This is a genomic window from Enterobacter sp. 301B, from assembly GCF_003850715.1.
Classification (GTDB): Bacteria; Pseudomonadota; Gammaproteobacteria; order Enterobacterales; family Enterobacteriaceae; genus Enterobacter; species Enterobacter intestinihominis.
Genome location: NZ_PQTC01000005.1, coordinates 13,348 through 29,756, shown reverse-complemented (window position 1 = coordinate 29,756; position 16,409 = coordinate 13,348). Strand labels below are relative to the sequence as shown.

Sequence of the window (16,409 nt, the reverse complement as noted above, 5' to 3'; positions counted from 1 at the left end):
GTAATATGTCAAAACGCTGCCATTTTGCCAGGTCACATCCTAATCGCCCCTAAGAAATTGACCACGCACTGAAAAGGGATTTTGCGGGCCATCGATGAAATCTCGTAAAGGGTGACTGACAGCGGCGCTCGCTTCTGACAAAATACAGGTAATCCCCCCTTTCTAACGTTACAGACGGAATCTTCTCTCTGATGGCAGCAAAGATTATTGACGGTAAAACGATTGCGCAGCAGGTGCGCTCTGAGGTTGCGGAAAAAGTGAAGGCGCGTAAAGCTGCCGGAAAACGCGCTCCAGGGCTGGCCGTAGTGCTGGTTGGCAGCAACCCGGCCTCGCAAATTTATGTCGGCAGCAAACGCAAAGCGTGTGAAGAGGTGGGGTTCGTCTCCCGCTCTTACGATCTGCCGGAAACCACCAGCGAAGCAGAACTGCTGGAACTGATTGACACCCTGAATGCCGATAAAGAGATCGACGGCATTCTGGTTCAACTGCCGCTGCCTGCGGGCATCGACAACGTGAAGGTGCTGGAGCGTATCGCGCCGGACAAAGACGTTGACGGTTTCCATCCGTATAACGTGGGCCGCCTGTGCCAGCGCGCGCCGCGCCTGCGTCCGTGCACCCCGCGCGGCATCGTGACGCTGCTGGAGCGTTATAACATCGACACCTATGGCCTGAACGCCGTGGTGATTGGCGCCTCCAACATCGTGGGCCGCCCGATGAGCATGGAGCTGCTGCTGGCGGGCTGCACCACCACCGTCACCCACCGCTTCACCAAAAACCTGCGTCATCACGTCGAAAACGCCGATCTGCTGATCGTTGCGGTCGGCAAGCCGGGCTTTATTCCGGGCGAGTGGATCAAAGAGGGCGCAATCGTCGTGGACGTGGGTATTAACCGTCTGGAAAACGGCAAAGTGGTTGGCGACGTGGTGTATGAAGATGCCGCAGCGCGCGCATCCTATATTACTCCGGTCCCGGGCGGCGTAGGCCCGATGACGGTCGCAACACTGATTCAGAATACCTTGCAGGCGTGCGAGGAGTATCACGACGTAGAGGACGCGTAATCATGGCAACTTTTTCTTTAGGTAAACATCCGCACGTTGAGCTGTGCGATCTGCTGAAGCTGGAAGGCTGGAGCGAAAGCGGTGCGCAGGCGAAAATCGTCATCGCCGACGGGCAGGTAAAAGTAGACGGCACGGTGGAAACCCGCAAGCGCTGCAAAATTGTCGCGGGCCAGACCGTGAGCTTTGCAGGTCAGAGCGTGACCGTGACGGCCTGAGCTGTCTGATGCCCGGTGGCGCTGCGCTTACCGGGCCTACGTACTGTCTCCGTTTGTAGGCCGGGTAAGGCGAAGCCGCCACCCGGCAATTTCTCTCACAATCCCCTCACACCCATCACGGTTAATTATCGATCAACTTCAAATAATCACTATTCCCTCTGGCGAAACGTGAAAATTATGTTGCGCGATTTTCAGACTTTCCCCACGATAAGTAGAACGTTCTACTAAAACGTTCTACTTACAATAACAGCGCGAAAAAGCGCTACTCGGGGGAAATCAGCATGAGTCTGATATCAGGGTTTGTTAAATCGCTGTCTAAGTTATCGATGATTGGTCGCGCCTTAATGCTGCCAATTTCACTGCTTCCCGCTGCGGGCCTGCTGCTGGCCTTCGGCGATAAGTTCCACCTGCCGCTGATGATGAACGCCGGCGGGGTTATCTTTGATAACCTGCCGATGCTGTTCGCCATCGGCTCTGCCGTCGGTCTGGCTTCGGAATCCGGCATTGCGGCACTCTCTGCGGCGGTCTCGGTGTTTGTCACCAACATAACCATCAGCACCGTGCTGAGCATTACGCCGGAAATGGCCTTCCAGGGCGGGAAATACGCCATGGTCGTCGGCATTCCGACGTTGCAGATGGGCGTCTTTGGCGGCCTGATCTGCGGTATTCTCGCGGCCTGGTGCTACAACCGCTTCCACACCATGCAGCTGCCGGAATTCCTCGGCTTCTTCTCCGGGAAGCGTTTTGTGGCGATTGCGACGGCATTTCTGTCGTTCCTGCTCGGCCTGCTGCTGCCGTACGTGTGGCAGCATATTCAGTCCGGGATCGACGCCCTGTCCGTGGTGGTGAACGGCGATAACCAGGCGGCCTCGACCTTTATCTTCGGGCTGGTGGAGCGCGCGTTGATCCCGCTCGGCCTGCACCACATCTGGTATCCCTCCTTCTGGTATTCGTTCGGGGATTACACTACCCAGGCGGGTCAGGTGATCCACGGCGACCAGACCATCTGGTTCAAGATGCTCGAAGAGGGGGTGAAATCCTTCAGCAGCGATACCTACCAGAACGCCGGGAAATTCATGCAGGGCGAGTTCCCGCTGATGCTGTTCGCGCTGCCTGCGGCGTGCCTTGCGATGTACCATGAAGCGCATACGAAGAATAAGAAAATCGCGGCCGGTATTCTCTTCTCCGCCGCCCTCACCTGCTTCCTGACGGGCATCACCGAGCCGGTAGAGTTCACCTTTATCTTCGTGGCGCCAATCCTTTACGTCTTCAACGCCATCATGGCGGGCCTGGCGTACATGACCATGTACCTGCTGCATGCGCACATCGCTAAGTCGTTCTCGGCGGGCTTTATCGACTACCTGTCGTTCGGGATCCTGCCGTCGTTTAACGGCTATCAGACCAACTTCCTGAGCGCCATTATCATCGGTATCCCAATGGCCTTGATTTACTATTTCACCTTCCGCTTCGTGATCCGCCGTTTCGACGTGAAAACGCCGGGCCGCACCGAAGTGACCGCCAGCGCGAATGACAAGTCCGATTCCGAACTTGCAACCGAAATCATCGGCCTGCTGGGCGGTGCGCAGAACATTGATTCTGTCGGCTCCTGCATCACGCGTCTGCGTCTGGAAGTTACGAAGAGCGAAGCGGTGGACCGGGACGGGCTGAACGGGCTGGGCGCGCGCGGCGTGGTGTTTGTTGGCGACAACGGGATACAGGTGATTTTCGGGGCCAGAGCACAGTTTATCGCCCAGACCATGTCCACGATGATTGGCAAATAATAAGATGCCTGAAGGAGGCGTCTCCTGTACGCTGGGGTACGCCTCTTATCTGGCTGATAATCGGTAAATTTCAGGGAGCGGTTTTGAAGAAAGTCAGCATTATTGATGTTGCAAAGCATGCGGGCGTGTCGGTTTCTACCGTGTCGCTGGTGCTGCGCCAGAAAGGGAAGATCTCAGAGGCGACGATCGGGAAGGTCAATGCCGCCATCACAACGCTGGGCTATGTTCATAACGTCGCCGCTGCCAACCTTCGCGCCAACACCTCCAACTTAATCGGCCTGATCCTGCGGGACTTCAGCGACAGCTTTTCCATCAAAGTGATGGCGAGCATCGTTCAGGAGCTGGAGAAACAGGGTTATATGGTTTTTCTCGGTCAGCCGCTGAACGATGACGAACATCTTGAGCGTACCCTGCTCTCATTTAAGCAGCAGGGCGTGGCGGGCGTCATCTACCTGGCGTCGGACACCCGCGCCGCCTCTCTCCCGGAACACATTCGCCAATGCCCGCTGCCGCTTGTGTCGGTTTCGCAGTCGTTGCTGGAAGAGAAATGCAATCTGGTGATGCGCGATAACCGCCAGGCGGCGAACCTGGCCGCGCGTTATCTTATCGAGCGCGGGCACCGCACCATCGCCTACATTGGCGGGCGCGACGGGTGCCGTATTCGCGAGCAGCGCCTGCTCGGTTTTCGCAGCGCGATGACGCAGAACGGCCTGGTCTGGCGTGAAGAATATTCACCCGCCTGCACCGATGACACGCAGGCGGCGGCCATGGCGACTCGCCAGCTGCTGGAGAAGAACAACACGATTACCGCCCTGCTCTGCCATTCGCCGGACGCGATGATCGGTTCGATCTCCGGCATTCACCAGGTGGGGCGCACGGTGGGCAAAGACGTGTTTTTAACCCAGCAGGTGGCGCTGATTGGTTTTGAAGATATGCTCCACGTTAATCTCACGTCGCCGTCACTGACTTACGTTTCGTCTGCCAGTGAAGAGACCGGCCGCCAGGCGGCAGGGCTGATGATCCGCAGGCTGAAGGAGCCGGATTTGCAAACGCAGCGTATTACCCTCTCCGGCCAGCTTATCGCGCGGGAATCGGCGTAAATTCAGAATTTAGCATGGGTCTTTTAGCGCGAGATGACTGCTATATTTCCATGATTTGCCATGGATAAATGCAATGCCTACCGTTATCACCCACGCTGCCGTACCTCTGTGTCTGGGCTTAGGGCTCGGAACCAAAGTCATCCCACCCCGCCTGCTGTTTGCCGGGATCGTCCTCGCCATGCTGCCTGACGCTGACGTACTGGCGTTTAAATTCGGTGTCGCCTACGGGAATATTTTCGGCCACCGCGGTTTCACTCATTCGCTGCTGTTTGCCTTGGTAGTGCCCATACTTTGCGTGCTGGCTGGGCGTCGATGGTTCCGGGCCAGCCTGTCGCGCTGCTGGCTGTTTTTAACCGTGTCGCTGCTGTCGCACAGCCTGCTGGATTCGATTACCACCGGCGGGAAAGGCGTCGGCTGGCTGTGGCCCTGGTCAGATGAGCGCTTCTTTGCACCGTGGCAGGTGATTAAGGTCGCGCCGTTTGCACTGTCGCGCTATACCACGCCGTACGGGCATCAGGTGATTATCTCGGAACTGCTGTGGGTGTGGCTGCCGGGAATCGTGCTGATGGGAGTATTATGGTGGAAGAAGAGAAGGTAAAAAAAACCGGGTGGCGGCTGCGCCTTACCCGGCCTACTTTCACCTGTAGGGCCGGTAAGCGTAAACGCCACCGGGCATTACGGACTTACTTACGACGCCAGGTGGTGCCCTGCGGGCCATCTTCCAGAATAATACCCATCTCGGTCAGACGGTTACGAGCCGCATCCGCCGCCGCCCAGTCTTTCGCCTGACGCGCTTCCAGACGCGCTTTAATCAGTGCTTCAATTTCCGCTACTTCACCGTCGTCCGCCTGCGCGCCGCTTTGCAGGAACACGTCCGGGTCCTGCTCCAGCAGGCCGAGCACGGAAGAGAGCTTACGCAGATGAGACGCCAGCGCATTCGCCGCCGCCATATCTTCTGACTTCAGGCGATTAACCTCACGCGCCATGTCGAACAGCACGGAGTAGGCTTCGGGCGTGTTGAAGTCGTCGTTCATGACCTCAACGAAGCGGGCTTCGAACGCCTCGCCGCCAGCGGCCGGAACAGACCTGTCGGTGCCGCGCAGTGCGGTATACAGACGCTCCAGCGCAGCGCGCGCCTGCTTCAGGTTCTCTTCGCTGTAGTTCAGCTGGCTGCGATAGTGGCCGGACATCAGGAAGTAGCGCACGGTTTCCGCGTCGTAATACTTCAGCACGTCGCGCACGGTGAAGAAGTTACCCAGCGATTTCGACATCTTCTCGCGGTCAACCATCACCATCCCGGAGTGCATCCAGTAGTTCACGTACTCGCCGCCGTGAGCACAGGTGGACTGCGCGATTTCGTTTTCGTGGTGCGGGAACATCAGATCCGAACCGCCGCCGTGAATGTCGAAATGGTTGCCCAGCTGTTTGCAGTTCATTGCGGAACATTCAATGTGCCAGCCCGGGCGCCCTTCGCCCCACGGGGATGGCCAGCTCGGTTCGCCCGCCTTGGACATCTTCCACAGCACGAAGTCCATCGGATTACGCTTCACGTCAACCACGTCCACGCGTGCACCGGCCTGGAGCTGGTCCAGATCCTGGCGGGAAAGCGCACCGTAGGTTGGGTCCGTCGGCACCGAGAACATCACGTCGCCGTTGTCCGCCACATAGGCGTGACCGCGCTCGATCAGCTTTTGGGTGATCTCAATGATTTCATGAATATGGTGGGTCGCACGCGGCTCGCTATCCGGGCGCAGAATATTCAAGGCATCAAAATCCTTGTGCATTTCGGCGATCATGCGATCCACCAGCGCGACAAAGCTTTCGCCATTTTCATTAGCACGTTTAATGATTTTGTCGTCGATGTCGGTGATGTTGCGCACATACTTCAGGTTATAGCCCAGGAAGCGCAGGTAGCGGGACACCACATCGAACGCGACAAAGGTACGGCCATGGCCGATATGACAGAGATCGTAAACCGTAATACCACACACGTACATGCCGACTTCCCCGGCATGGATAGGTTTAAATTCCTCTTTTTGGCGCGTCATTGTATTAAAGATTTTTAACATCGAAGATTCCATGTAAACACGTGTGTGGATTGTTTGTTCCTTATAATACCCATAATTCGGAGCACGGTCAGCACACAATGCAAGGTGATCGTGTCCTGTGGTTATGCTATAACAAGCCCCTATATGTGACCCGAGCACGGGTCGATGCACCACAATAACGGAACAGGATGCAAAAATGGTTACTTTCCACACTAATCATGGCGATATCGTAATCAAAACCTTTGATGACAAAGCGCCTGAAACAGTTAAAAACTTCCTGGACTACTGCCGCGAAGGTTTCTACAACAACACTATTTTCCACCGTGTGATCAACGGCTTTATGATCCAGGGCGGCGGTTTCGAGCCTGGCATGCGCCAGAAAGAGACGAAAGAAGCGATCAAAAACGAAGCGAACAACGGCCTGAAAAACACCCGCGGTACGCTGGCAATGGCCCGTACTCAGGCCCCGCACTCTGCTACCGCACAGTTCTTCATTAACGTGGCGGACAACGACTTCCTGAACTTCTCTGGCGAAAGCCTGCAAGGCTGGGGCTACTGCGTATTCGCAGAAGTGGTTGAAGGCATGGACGTGGTCGACAAGATCAAAGCCGTTTCTACTGGCCGCAGCGGTATGCACCAGGACGTTCCTAAAGAAGACGTTGTGATCACAAGCGTGACCGTCAGCGAGTAATTCGTGGCGACACTCTTTATTGCGGATCTGCATCTGCAAACAGAAGAACCGGCGATAACCGCCGGTTTTCTGCGTTTTTTACGCGGTGAAGCGAAAAGCGCCGATGCGCTGTACATTCTGGGTGACCTGTTTGAGGCCTGGATAGGCGACGACGATCCGAACCCGCTGCACCGTGAGATGGCAGCGGCCATTAAAGCGCTGGTGGATTCCGGCGTCCCCTGCTATTTCATTCACGGCAACCGTGATTTCCTGATCGGCCAGCGCTACGCCCGCGAGAGCGGCATGACGCTGCTGCCGGAAGAGCAGGTGCTTGACCTCTATGGCCGCAATATTCTGATCATGCACGGCGACACGCTCTGCACTGACGATACCGGCTACCTGGCGTTTCGCGCCAAAGTTCATACCCCGTGGATCCAGAAAGTGTTCCTCGCCCTGCCGCTGTTTATTCGCAACCGCATCGCCGCCAGAATGCGCGCGGGCAGCAAGGCCGCCAATAGCAGCAAATCGATGACCATCATGGACGTCAACCCGCAGGCGGTAGTGAAGGTGATGGAGAAGCATCGCGTTCAGTGGCTGATCCACGGCCATACCCATCGTCCCGATGTGCATTCCCTTATCGCCAACGGCGAGCCCGCCCATCGCGTGGTTTTAGGCGCCTGGCACAGCGAAGGATCGATGGTCAAAGTCACGCCGGAAGGTGTGGAATTGATCGCCTTCCCGTTCTAACCCTCCTCGTTTTTTCGCCCATTTCACGACCACGCAACCGTTTTCCTTGCCGGTATTACATGCTATTCTCTGTGCCCTCGAAAGCAGTGTGTTCCGCACCACAGGAGTTTTAAGACGCATGTCTTCCCGCAATAATCCGGCGCGTGTCGCCATCGTGATGGGGTCCAAAAGCGACTGGGCTACCATGCAGTTCGCCGCCGAAATCTTTGAAATCCTGAATGTTCCGCACCACGTCGAAGTGGTTTCCGCGCACCGTACGCCGGATAAACTGTTCAGCTTCGCCGAAAGCGCCGAAGAGAACGGTTACGAGGTGATCATTGCCGGTGCGGGCGGCGCAGCACATCTGCCGGGCATGATTGCCGCCAAAACCCTGGTGCCGGTACTGGGTGTTCCCGTGCAAAGCGCCGCGTTAAGCGGGGTTGATAGCCTGTACTCTATCGTCCAGATGCCGCGCGGTATCCCTGTCGGTACACTGGCGATTGGTAAGGCGGGTGCCGCAAATGCCGCCCTGCTGGCCGCGCAGATCCTCGCGACGCATGATAATGACTTACATCAACGTCTGGCGGAGTGGCGTAAAGCCCAGACCGACGAGGTGCTGGATAACCCGGATCCGCGGGGTGCAGCATGAAGCAGGTTTGCGTTCTTGGTAATGGTCAGCTTGGCCGGATGCTGCGTCAGGCCGGTGAGCCGCTGGGTATTGCCGTCTGGCCCGTCGGGCTGGACGCCGAGCCGGAAGCCGTGCCGTTCCATCAGAGCGTGATCACCGCCGAAATTGAACGCTGGCCGGAAACCGCCCTGACCCGCGAGCTGGCGCGCCATAACGCCTTTGTGAACCGCGACGTCTTCCCGATCATCGCCGACCGTCTGACGCAAAAGCAGCTGTTCGACAAGCTCGGCCTTGCGACCGCGCCGTGGCAGCTGTTGTCCGACAAAAGCGAGTGGAATGACGTCTTCGCCATGCTGGGCGATCTGGCGATCGTGAAGCGTCGTGTCGGCGGCTACGACGGTCGCGGGCAGTGGCGCCTGCGTGCGAACGACACCGCCGAGCTGCCGGACGACTGCTACGGCGAGTGCATCGTTGAGCAGGGCATAAACTTCAGCGGTGAAGTGTCGCTGGTGGGCGCGCGCGGGCATGACGGGCACACCGTTTTTTACCCGCTAACGCATAACCTGCATCAGGACGGGATTCTGCGCACCAGCGTCGCCTTCCCGCAGGCCAATGCTGACCAGCAGGCGCAGGCGGAAGAGATGCTCTCTGCCATCATGCATGAGCTGGGCTATGTGGGCGTAATGGCGATGGAGTGTTTCGTCACGCCATCGGGTCTGCTGATCAACGAACTTGCGCCGCGCGTGCACAACAGCGGCCACTGGACTCAAAACGGTGCCTCCATCAGCCAGTTCGAGCTGCACCTGCGCGCCATCACTGACCTGCCGCTGCCGCAGCCGGTGGTGACCAGCCCGTCGGTGATGATCAACCTGATCGGCACCGATCTGAACTACGACTGGCTGAAGCTGCCGCTGGTGCACCTGCACTGGTACGACAAAGCGGTGCGCCCGGGTCGTAAGGTCGGCCACCTGAACCTGAACGATACCGACACGGACCGCCTGAGCGCCACGCTGGAAGCGATTGTTCCCCTGCTGCCGCCAGAATACGCGAGCGGGATTGTCTGGGCGCAGTCAAAACTGAAGTAAGTAACCCCCGCCGGGGAGTTGACCTTCCCCTTCCCCGGCGTACAATTCCCGCCCATTGCTGCTTAGCTTTCTTCTGGAACCACCATGAACGATGGAACGGACTATCGCGCGATCCTCGCGTCCGATACCCCTTTAATCGACGTTCGCGCGCCGATCGAATTTGTCCAGGGTGCGATGCCCGCCGCACTCAACCTGCCCTTAATGAACGACGACGAGCGTGCCGCCGTCGGCACCTGCTATAAACGCCAGGGTCCTGACGCCGCACTGACGCTCGGCCATAGCCTGGTCAACGGCGAGACGCGAGAGGCGCGCATCAACGCCTGGCGCGAAGCCAGCCTGGCCCATCCTGAGGGCTACCTTTGCTGCGCGCGCGGTGGCCAGCGCTCACATATCTCCCAGGCCTGGCTTAAAGAGGCGGGAATCGATTATCCGCTGATCCGCGGCGGCTATAAGGCCCTGCGCCAGACGGCAATTCAGGTGACGATTGAGCAGTCACAAAAACCGATGGTGCTTATCGGTGGCTGTACCGGAAACGGCAAAACGCTGCTGGTGAAGCAGCATGCGCAGGGCATCGATCTGGAAGGGCTGGCGCACCATCGCGGCTCGTCATTTGGCCGCACGCTCACCCCGCAACTTTCTCAGGCGAGCTTCGAGAATCACCTTGCCGTCGAGCTGCTAAAAAAAGATGCCGCGCGCTGGGTGCTGGAGGATGAGGGCCGGATGATTGGCTCTAACCACCTGCCGGAGTGCCTGCGCGACCGCATGGCGGAAGCGCCTGTCGTTGTGGTCGAAGATCCGTTTGAGATCCGTCTTGAGCGCCTGCGCGAAGAGTATTTCGACCACATGTGGGCCGACTTTTTTGCCGCCTACGGTGAAGAAGCGGGCTGGAAAGCCTACAGCGAATACCTGCATCACGGCCTGTTCGCCATCCGCCGTCGTCTGGGGCTGCAACGATTCGCGGAATTTACCGCGCTATTAGATTCCGCGCTGCTGGAACAACAGCGCTCTGGAAGCACTGACGCGCACTTCAGCTGGCTTGTGCCGCTGCTGAAGGACTATTACGACCCGATGTACGGCTATCAGCTGGAGAAGAAAGCGGAGAAGATTGTTTTTCGCGGGACGTACGAAGAAATTGCCGAGTGGCTTGATCGCTGAAAAAAGCCGGGTGGCGAGGTAAAAGCAAAACGGCAACCTGGGTTGCCGTTTTTAATGTTTTTTCCCTCTCCCCGTGGGAGAGGGTCAGGGTGAGGGCATCAGGCCGCACCCTACATGACAACTTAGAAGTCGTAACGCAGACGCACCAGGTTCATGTCGCCCAGGTTGTCGGTGCTGGAGGTGAACACGTGTTCGTAATCCACGCGGAAACCGTAGTCCAGCTGGACGCTGATACCTACGCCGTTGTCGATGCGCTGGTAGTTACGGCCGTTCACGTACTCAATGCGGTCGCCCATGAAGTAAGGCTGAATGGATTTCACCGCATACTGACCGACCGGGAATTTGTACCCTGCGAAGTATTCAATACCCCATGCATCACCGGCGAAGTAGTCGTTAACGGACACTTTTTTGGTGGTCATGAAGTTCTGATACCAGCCGCCGCCTGCGGAGAAGGTCCAGTTATCCGGCGTCCAGCTCAGTGCGGTGCCGAGAATGTTCTGGTCGTAGGATTTGCTGTCGCCGTTGTCCGGATTACGCATGTCCGCGCGGGTGTAGTTCCACGCTGCGCCCCAGGTCAGATCGGTGGTCAGGTGGTAATCGATACCCAGTGAACCGCCGCCTTTACGCTTGTAGCGCAGGCCGTTGCCCGGCAGGTATTCGCTGTCTTCAAACAGATAGGATGCGTAGATGTCAGCATCGCCCACGGTTTTCTTGTACTTCAGCATCTGGCGTGAACGGTAAGAGCCGTCGTAGTCGCCGTTGATCCCGTTACCCGACGCCTGACCAATCATGTCGTAGTCCCAGATATCGGTTTTTGCGCCCACCACGTCATAGTACACGCTGTTCTGCTGGCCGAAGGTCAGCGTACCCCAGGTGTCGCTCTTCAGACCGGTGTAGAGCATACGGCGTGAAGTATCGTGCGCGCCGTCGGCGTAGTGGTTATCCCAGTTAAACTGCGCCGGAATGTTCACACCCAGCTCGTAGTAGGTGATCCAGCTGATGTCATCGAACAGGTAGTAGTCTGCCGCGAAACGGAAACGGGTACCGCCGTCAAAACCGTTACGCTTGTAGCCGTTTTTGCCGTCATCACCGGTCATGTTCTGGAACTGAGGACGGATGCTGCCGCCAACGGTGAAGTTCAGACGGCTCAGCGGGTTTCCCGCCTGCGGATCCTGTTTCAGAAGGGTGATTTCCGCCTGAGATGCGAAAGAAGCCAATGCCACTGCTGCGCCGATCATTGTCGCCAGCGCTGTTTTTCTTATAGTCATTATTTTTCCTTGATAGACACGCTGCTAAATATTTAGCTGGTGAATATTAACCGGAAAAATTCGGGCTGTGTGGGCGGGTTTTTAATGTTTTGTGCTACTAAATGCATGGGTATTAACGATTTGTGCTATTAAGCGATGACACACCAGCAGAAATGCCGGTGCGTCATCATCACGCAAGTAAACTAGCTGACAAACTGGCGGAACAGCGCTTTACCTTTCAACAGCCGCGTCCCGAGCCAGCCACCGCACAGGGACAGCAGCACCGCGCCGCAGACGGGCAACGTTAACCACAGCCGCCAGTCAGGCTCCCATGGAAAATCAAAGACTTTCGTCTGAAGCACCGCCAGTGCGGTTTCCGCCCCGATGGCCGCCACCAGGCCCGCCACCAGCCCGAGCAGGGCAAATTCGCTCCACAGCGTGGCGCGCAGCAGCCGTTTACTGGCCCCCAGCGTGCGGTAGACCACCAGCTCCTGATGACGCTGACGCATGCCGACCTGCACCTGCGCCAGCAGCAGCAATAGGCCGCAGACGGTCACCAGTACCACCATCACCTCCAGGGCGCGGCTCACCTGTTCCAGCACCTGCCCGACCTGTTTGAGGATCGCGCCGATATCCAGCAGGCTCACCGTCGGAAATTCCCGGTTCAGTTGCGTCAGCATGCCGTTGCCGTTTTCCCAGCGGAAGCTGGTCAGCCAGCTCTGGGGCTGTCCGTCCAGCGCGCCCGGCGGGAAGATGAAGAAGAAATTTGGCCGCAGGCTTTCCCAGTCCACTTTGCGCAGGCTGGTGACTTTGGCGGTGAAATCCTGGGTATCACCGGTAAAGGTCACGCTATCGCCGAGCTTCACGTTCAGGCGTGTCGCCAGCCCCTCCTCCATCGACACTTCCCCCGCTTTCGGCGGCCAGGTGCCGGCAACGATCGGGTTATGGTCCGGACGTTTCGCCTGCCAGGTCAGGTTGAGCTCGCGGTTGAGCGATTCATCCTTATTTCCCTCCGTGGACTGGCCGTTGATCTGCGTCAGGCGGGCGCGCACGATCGGATAGAACGATTCCGGAATAATGTGATGCTCAGACAGGAACCCCTTCAGCGGCGTCACCTGTTCGGGAGCAATGTTGATCAGGAAATAGTTCGGGCTTTCCGGCGGAAGCTGCTGCTGCCAGCGATCCAGCAGATCCCCGCGCAGCACCAGCAGAAGCGCCAGCAGCATAAACGACAGCGAAAATGCCGAGAGCTGGCTGAGGGTAGACCACGGCTGGTGCAGCAGTCGGTTAACCGCCAGCCGCACCGGCAGCGATCTCACCGTCAGCTTTTTGAGAAGATTGAGCAATAGCCAGCCCACCACGCCGCACAGCAGCGCCAGCACCACCGCGCCCGCCAGCACCGCCCACAGCAGCGTACTGCCGCCCATCAGCCAGGCCAACAGCCCGACTGCCACCGCAATAATCACCGGCAGATAGAACTTCAGCGGCCAGACGCTGGCCACCACATCCCGGCGCAGCACGCGCAGCGGCTGGGTGGCGAGCAGCAGACGGTAGGGGCGTAACCCCACCAGCAGGGAGATCGTCGTCATCGCGCCGATGGCCCACAGCCACGGCCAGAGGCTGGCAGGCGGCAGCGCAGCGGGCAGGACCGGTTTGAGCAGCACCATCAGCAGCTTTTCAAACAGCAGCCCTATCGCCCCGCCGGTCAGAGCCGACAGCGCCAGCACCATCAGCCACTGGCCGACGATCAGCTTGCGCAGCTGTGCCCGGCCCGCGCCGAGAGTTTTGAGGATCGCCACCAGATCGTAACGGCTGCGGCAGTAGTGCCCCATTGCCACGGCAACGGCCGCAATGGCCAGCAGCAGGGTTAACAGCGCCGACAGCAACAGAAACTGCTGAGAACGCTCGAGGGATTTGCCGAGCGCCCCGTCATCCTGCTCCAGCCCGTACCAGCGATGTTCCGGCTTGAGCTGCGGCAGGAGCCATTTTTCGTACGCCTCCAGTTGAGCAGGCGTCCCGCCAAACTTATAGCGCCATGTGACGCGGCTACCCGGCTGGACGGCGTTGGTTTTCGCCACATCAGCGGTGTTCATCAGCAGGCGCGGCGCGAGCTGGAACGGATTAAATCCGGAGTCGGGCTCCTGCACCACTTCCCCGGCAATTTTGAGGGTCGCGTCGCCGACGTCGATACTGTCGCCGGGTTTCAGGTTCAGCAGCGCCATCAGACGCGAAGCCAGCAATACCGAACCGGAGGCCGGTTTTAGCCCCGGCGGACTGGTTTGTAAGTCACCATACATCGGGTAGATGTCATCCACGGCTTTTACGCTGGCAAGCTGTGGCGTGTCGCCCGCAAAGGTCATGGTCTGGAAGGTGATTTGCTCTCCCACCTTCAGCCCCTCTTTGCGCGCTTCCTCAATCCAGCCCGGCGGCACGGGGCGAGAACTTTGCAGAGCCCGGTCCCCCGCCATGAATTCCCGACTCTGCTGGCTAAGCCCTTTCTCCATACGATCGCTGACGCTGCCGAGCGCCAGCACGCAGGCCACCGCCAGGCTCAACGCCAGCCAGACAATCAGCAGCGAGGGCGAGCGCCATTCGCGCCAAAACCAGCGGGCAATCATGCTTCCTCCTGAAGAACACCGTTCACCAGCCGCAGGCGGCGGTCGCAGCGGGCGGCCAGCTGCGGGTCGTGGGTAACCAGAATCAGCGTGGTGCCATGCTCGCGGTTGAGGGAAAACAGCAGATCGGCAATTTTGTCCCCGGTTTTACGGTCGAGATTGCCCGTGGGCTCATCGGCAAACAGCACTTCCGGGCGCCCGTTAAACGCCCGGGCCAGCGCCACGCGCTGCTGCTCACCGCCGGAAAGCTGTGCCGGAAGGTGGTCGAGACGTTTTCCCAGCCCCAACTGTTCCAGCAACGCTTTGGCGTGATCGCGGCTTTCGCGGGTATTTTCACCGCGCAGCAGGCCGGGCAGCTCAACGTTTTCCAGCGCGTTGAGGGTTGGGATCAGCATGAATGACTGAAAGACAAACCCGATATGCCGGGCACGCAGCGCGGCGCGCGCCTCTTCATCAAGCGCGTGGAGGGGCTGGCCGACCAGGTTCACTTCCCCGCTGCTGCCATCGTCCAGCCCGGCGAGAATGGCCAGCAGCGTGGACTTACCGGAACCGGATTCGCCAATCAGGGCGATGGTTTCGGCACGTTTGACAATGAGTTCAACTCCGGTGAGGATGGAAAGCTCGTGTTCTCCCTGACCGACGGACTTCTTAAGACAATGAACTTCAACAATGTTTTCCGCTGGCATTTGCCCTTCCTGTTTTTGATGCTGATGACCTTCCGCGCGGCGGCTGCGGACACGTTATTGATTCTGGGCGACAGCCTGAGCGCGGGCTATCGTATGGCCGCCAGTGCGGCCTGGCCCGCCCTGCTCAATGATAAATGGCAGTCCCGGGCGTCTGTCGTTAACGGCAGCATCAGCGGCGATACGTCGCAGCAAGGCTTATCGCGCCTGCCTGCCCTGCTTAAGCAGCATCAACCGCGTTGGGTGCTGGTCGAACTGGGCGGTAATGATGGTTTGCGCGGCTTCCAGCCACAGCAAACGGAGCAAACGCTGCGGACTATTTTGCAGACCATTAAGGCTGCTAACGCCCAGCCGCTGCTGATGCAAATTCGCCTGCCCGCTAACTACGGCCGTCGGTATAATGAGGCGTTTAGCGCGATCTATCCTAAGCTTGCCAAAGAGTTTGATATTCCGCTGCTGCCATTTTTCATGGAAGAGGTCTATCTGAAACCTCAGTGGATGCAGGATGATGGCATTCACCCCAATCGCGATGCCCAGCCGTTCATTGCCGACTGGATGGCAACCCGGCTGGCTCCTTTAGTAAAACATGACTCGTCAAACAGCTGAGAACCTGACAGGTAAAGTTATGCAAAAATCGGTCTTAATAACAGGATGTTCCAGCGGAATTGGCCTTGAGAGCGCCCTTGAACTGAAACGTCAGGGGTTTTGGGTGCTGGCGGCCTGCCGCAAACCCGAAGATGTCGAACGCATGCGAGGGCTGGGATTTACCGGCATTCTGCTGGATCTCGATTCGCCAGAGAGCGTGGAGCAGGCCGCCGATGAGGTTATCGCCCTGACCAACAACCGGCTTTACGGTCTGTTTAACAATGCGGGCTACGGCGTGTACGGCCCGCTACAGACCCTCTCGCGGGAACAGCTGGAGCAGCAGTTCTCCGCAAACTTTTTTGGGGCGCATCAGCTCACCATGCGCCTTCTCCCCGCCATGCTGCCGCACGGCGAAGGGCGGATTGTCATGACCTCCTCGGTGATGGGCCTGATCTCCACGCCGGGACGCGGGGCTTACGCTGCCAGTAAATATGCGCTTGAAGCCTGGTCCGATGCGTTGCGCATGGAGCTGCGCCACAGCGGCATTAAGGTCAGCCTGATTGAACCGGGCCCCATCCGCACCCGCTTTACGGAAAACGTTAACCAGACGCAGGCGGACCAACCGGTCGAAAATCCCGGTATCGCGGCGCGTTTTACGCTTGGGCCAGAAGCCGTGGTTGCCAAAGTGCGCCACGCATTTGAGAGCGATACCCCTAAAATGCGCTATCCGGTGACGCTGGTGACCCATGCCGTCGGCTGGTTAAAACGCCTGCTGCCGGGGCGGATGATGGACAAAATTTTGCAGGGTTGAGT

16 protein-coding genes are annotated in these 16,409 nt (G+C 58.4%); 12 read left to right on the top strand and 4 right to left on the bottom strand.

Features of this window, described 5'->3' with window-relative positions; all coding sequences use genetic code 11:
* Positions 1-191 precede the first annotated feature (191 nt).
* From folD to C3451_RS07040, 5 genes are all read left to right on the top strand, one after another.
* Positions 192-1,058: a bifunctional methylenetetrahydrofolate dehydrogenase/methenyltetrahydrofolate cyclohydrolase FolD gene (folD, locus tag C3451_RS07060; protein ID WP_008499332.1), complete on the top strand. Its 867-nt coding sequence runs from the start codon at positions 192-194 to the stop codon at positions 1,056-1,058.
* A gap of 2 nt (positions 1,059-1,060) precedes the next feature.
* On the top strand, positions 1,061-1,273 hold the full coding sequence (gene ybcJ, locus C3451_RS07055; protein WP_022647303.1) for a ribosome-associated protein YbcJ: 213 nt from the start codon (positions 1,061-1,063) through the stop codon (positions 1,271-1,273).
* 281 nt (positions 1,274-1,554) lie between these two features.
* Positions 1,555-3,054: a PTS transporter subunit EIIC gene (locus tag C3451_RS07050; protein ID WP_045621275.1), complete on the top strand. Its 1,500-nt coding sequence runs from the start codon at positions 1,555-1,557 to the stop codon at positions 3,052-3,054.
* Between the two features lie 83 nt (positions 3,055-3,137).
* Positions 3,138-4,154, top strand: a complete 1,017-nt coding sequence (malI, locus tag C3451_RS07045; protein ID WP_045621274.1) for a Mal regulon transcriptional regulator MalI — start codon at positions 3,138-3,140, stop codon at positions 4,152-4,154.
* A gap of 73 nt (positions 4,155-4,227) precedes the next feature.
* Positions 4,228-4,752, top strand: coding sequence for a metal-dependent hydrolase (locus tag C3451_RS07040; RefSeq protein WP_045307898.1), 525 nt, complete (start codon positions 4,228-4,230; stop codon positions 4,750-4,752).
* Between the two features lie 85 nt (positions 4,753-4,837).
* Here C3451_RS07040 and cysS read toward each other — a convergent pair whose 3' ends face one another.
* A complete protein-coding gene (gene cysS, locus C3451_RS07035; protein ID WP_023305609.1) occupies positions 4,838-6,223 on the bottom strand; it encodes a cysteine--tRNA ligase in 1,386 nt (461 codons plus the stop codon).
* Between the two features lie 175 nt (positions 6,224-6,398).
* On the opposite strand from cysS, the gene ppiB reads away from it, so the two are divergent.
* The 5 genes from ppiB (at position 6,399) to mnmH (ending at position 10,466) form a co-directional block, all read left to right on the top strand.
* A complete protein-coding gene (gene ppiB, locus C3451_RS07030; RefSeq protein WP_000256009.1) occupies positions 6,399-6,893 on the top strand; it encodes a peptidylprolyl isomerase B in 495 nt (164 codons plus the stop codon).
* 3 nt (positions 6,894-6,896) lie between these two features.
* Entirely contained in the window at positions 6,897-7,619 is a 723-nt protein-coding gene (gene lpxH / locus C3451_RS07025) for a UDP-2,3-diacylglucosamine diphosphatase (protein WP_038415557.1), read from the top strand.
* A 118-nt stretch (positions 7,620-7,737) separates the two neighbouring features.
* On the top strand, positions 7,738-8,247 hold the full coding sequence (purE, locus tag C3451_RS07020; RefSeq protein ID WP_023299481.1) for a 5-(carboxyamino)imidazole ribonucleotide mutase: 510 nt from the start codon (positions 7,738-7,740) through the stop codon (positions 8,245-8,247).
* A complete protein-coding gene (gene purK / locus C3451_RS07015; RefSeq protein ID WP_023299480.1) occupies positions 8,244-9,311 on the top strand; it encodes a 5-(carboxyamino)imidazole ribonucleotide synthase in 1,068 nt (355 codons plus the stop codon). The genes purE and purK overlap by 4 nt, the downstream gene beginning before the upstream one ends.
* A gap of 84 nt (positions 9,312-9,395) precedes the next feature.
* Complete coding sequence (gene mnmH, locus C3451_RS07010; protein ID WP_038415556.1) at positions 9,396-10,466, top strand: tRNA 2-selenouridine(34) synthase MnmH; 1,071 nt, start codon at positions 9,396-9,398, stop codon at positions 10,464-10,466.
* Positions 10,467-10,588: 122 nt separating this feature from the next.
* Here the strand turns inward: mnmH and C3451_RS07005 are convergent, their stop codons facing one another.
* The 3 genes from C3451_RS07005 to ybbA form a co-directional block, all read right to left on the bottom strand.
* Positions 10,589-11,734 carry a porin gene (locus C3451_RS07005; RefSeq protein ID WP_045621272.1) on the bottom strand — a complete coding sequence of 382 codons (1,146 nt, stop codon included), beginning with the start codon at positions 11,732-11,734 and terminating at the stop codon, positions 10,589-10,591.
* A 182-nt stretch (positions 11,735-11,916) separates the two neighbouring features.
* On the bottom strand, positions 11,917-14,331 hold the full coding sequence (gene ybbP, locus C3451_RS07000) for a putative ABC transporter permease subunit YbbP (protein ID WP_045621271.1): 2,415 nt from the start codon (positions 14,329-14,331) through the stop codon (positions 11,917-11,919).
* A complete protein-coding gene (gene ybbA / locus C3451_RS06995; protein ID WP_045621270.1) occupies positions 14,328-15,014 on the bottom strand; it encodes a putative ABC transporter ATP-binding protein YbbA in 687 nt (228 codons plus the stop codon). Before ybbA ends, ybbP begins: the two co-directional genes overlap by 4 nt.
* Here ybbA and tesA point away from each other — a divergent pair.
* Together tesA and C3451_RS06985 are read left to right on the top strand one after the other, a co-directional pair.
* Positions 14,985-15,617: a multifunctional acyl-CoA thioesterase I/protease I/lysophospholipase L1 gene (gene tesA / locus C3451_RS06990; RefSeq protein WP_003858933.1), complete on the top strand. Its 633-nt coding sequence runs from the start codon at positions 14,985-14,987 to the stop codon at positions 15,615-15,617. The two genes, ybbA and tesA, sit on opposite strands and share 30 nt — an antisense overlap.
* Positions 15,598-16,407, top strand: coding sequence for an SDR family oxidoreductase (locus C3451_RS06985; protein ID WP_087878403.1), 810 nt, complete (start codon positions 15,598-15,600; stop codon positions 16,405-16,407). The genes tesA and C3451_RS06985 overlap by 20 nt, the downstream gene beginning before the upstream one ends.
* Positions 16,408-16,409: the final 2 nt, after the last annotated feature.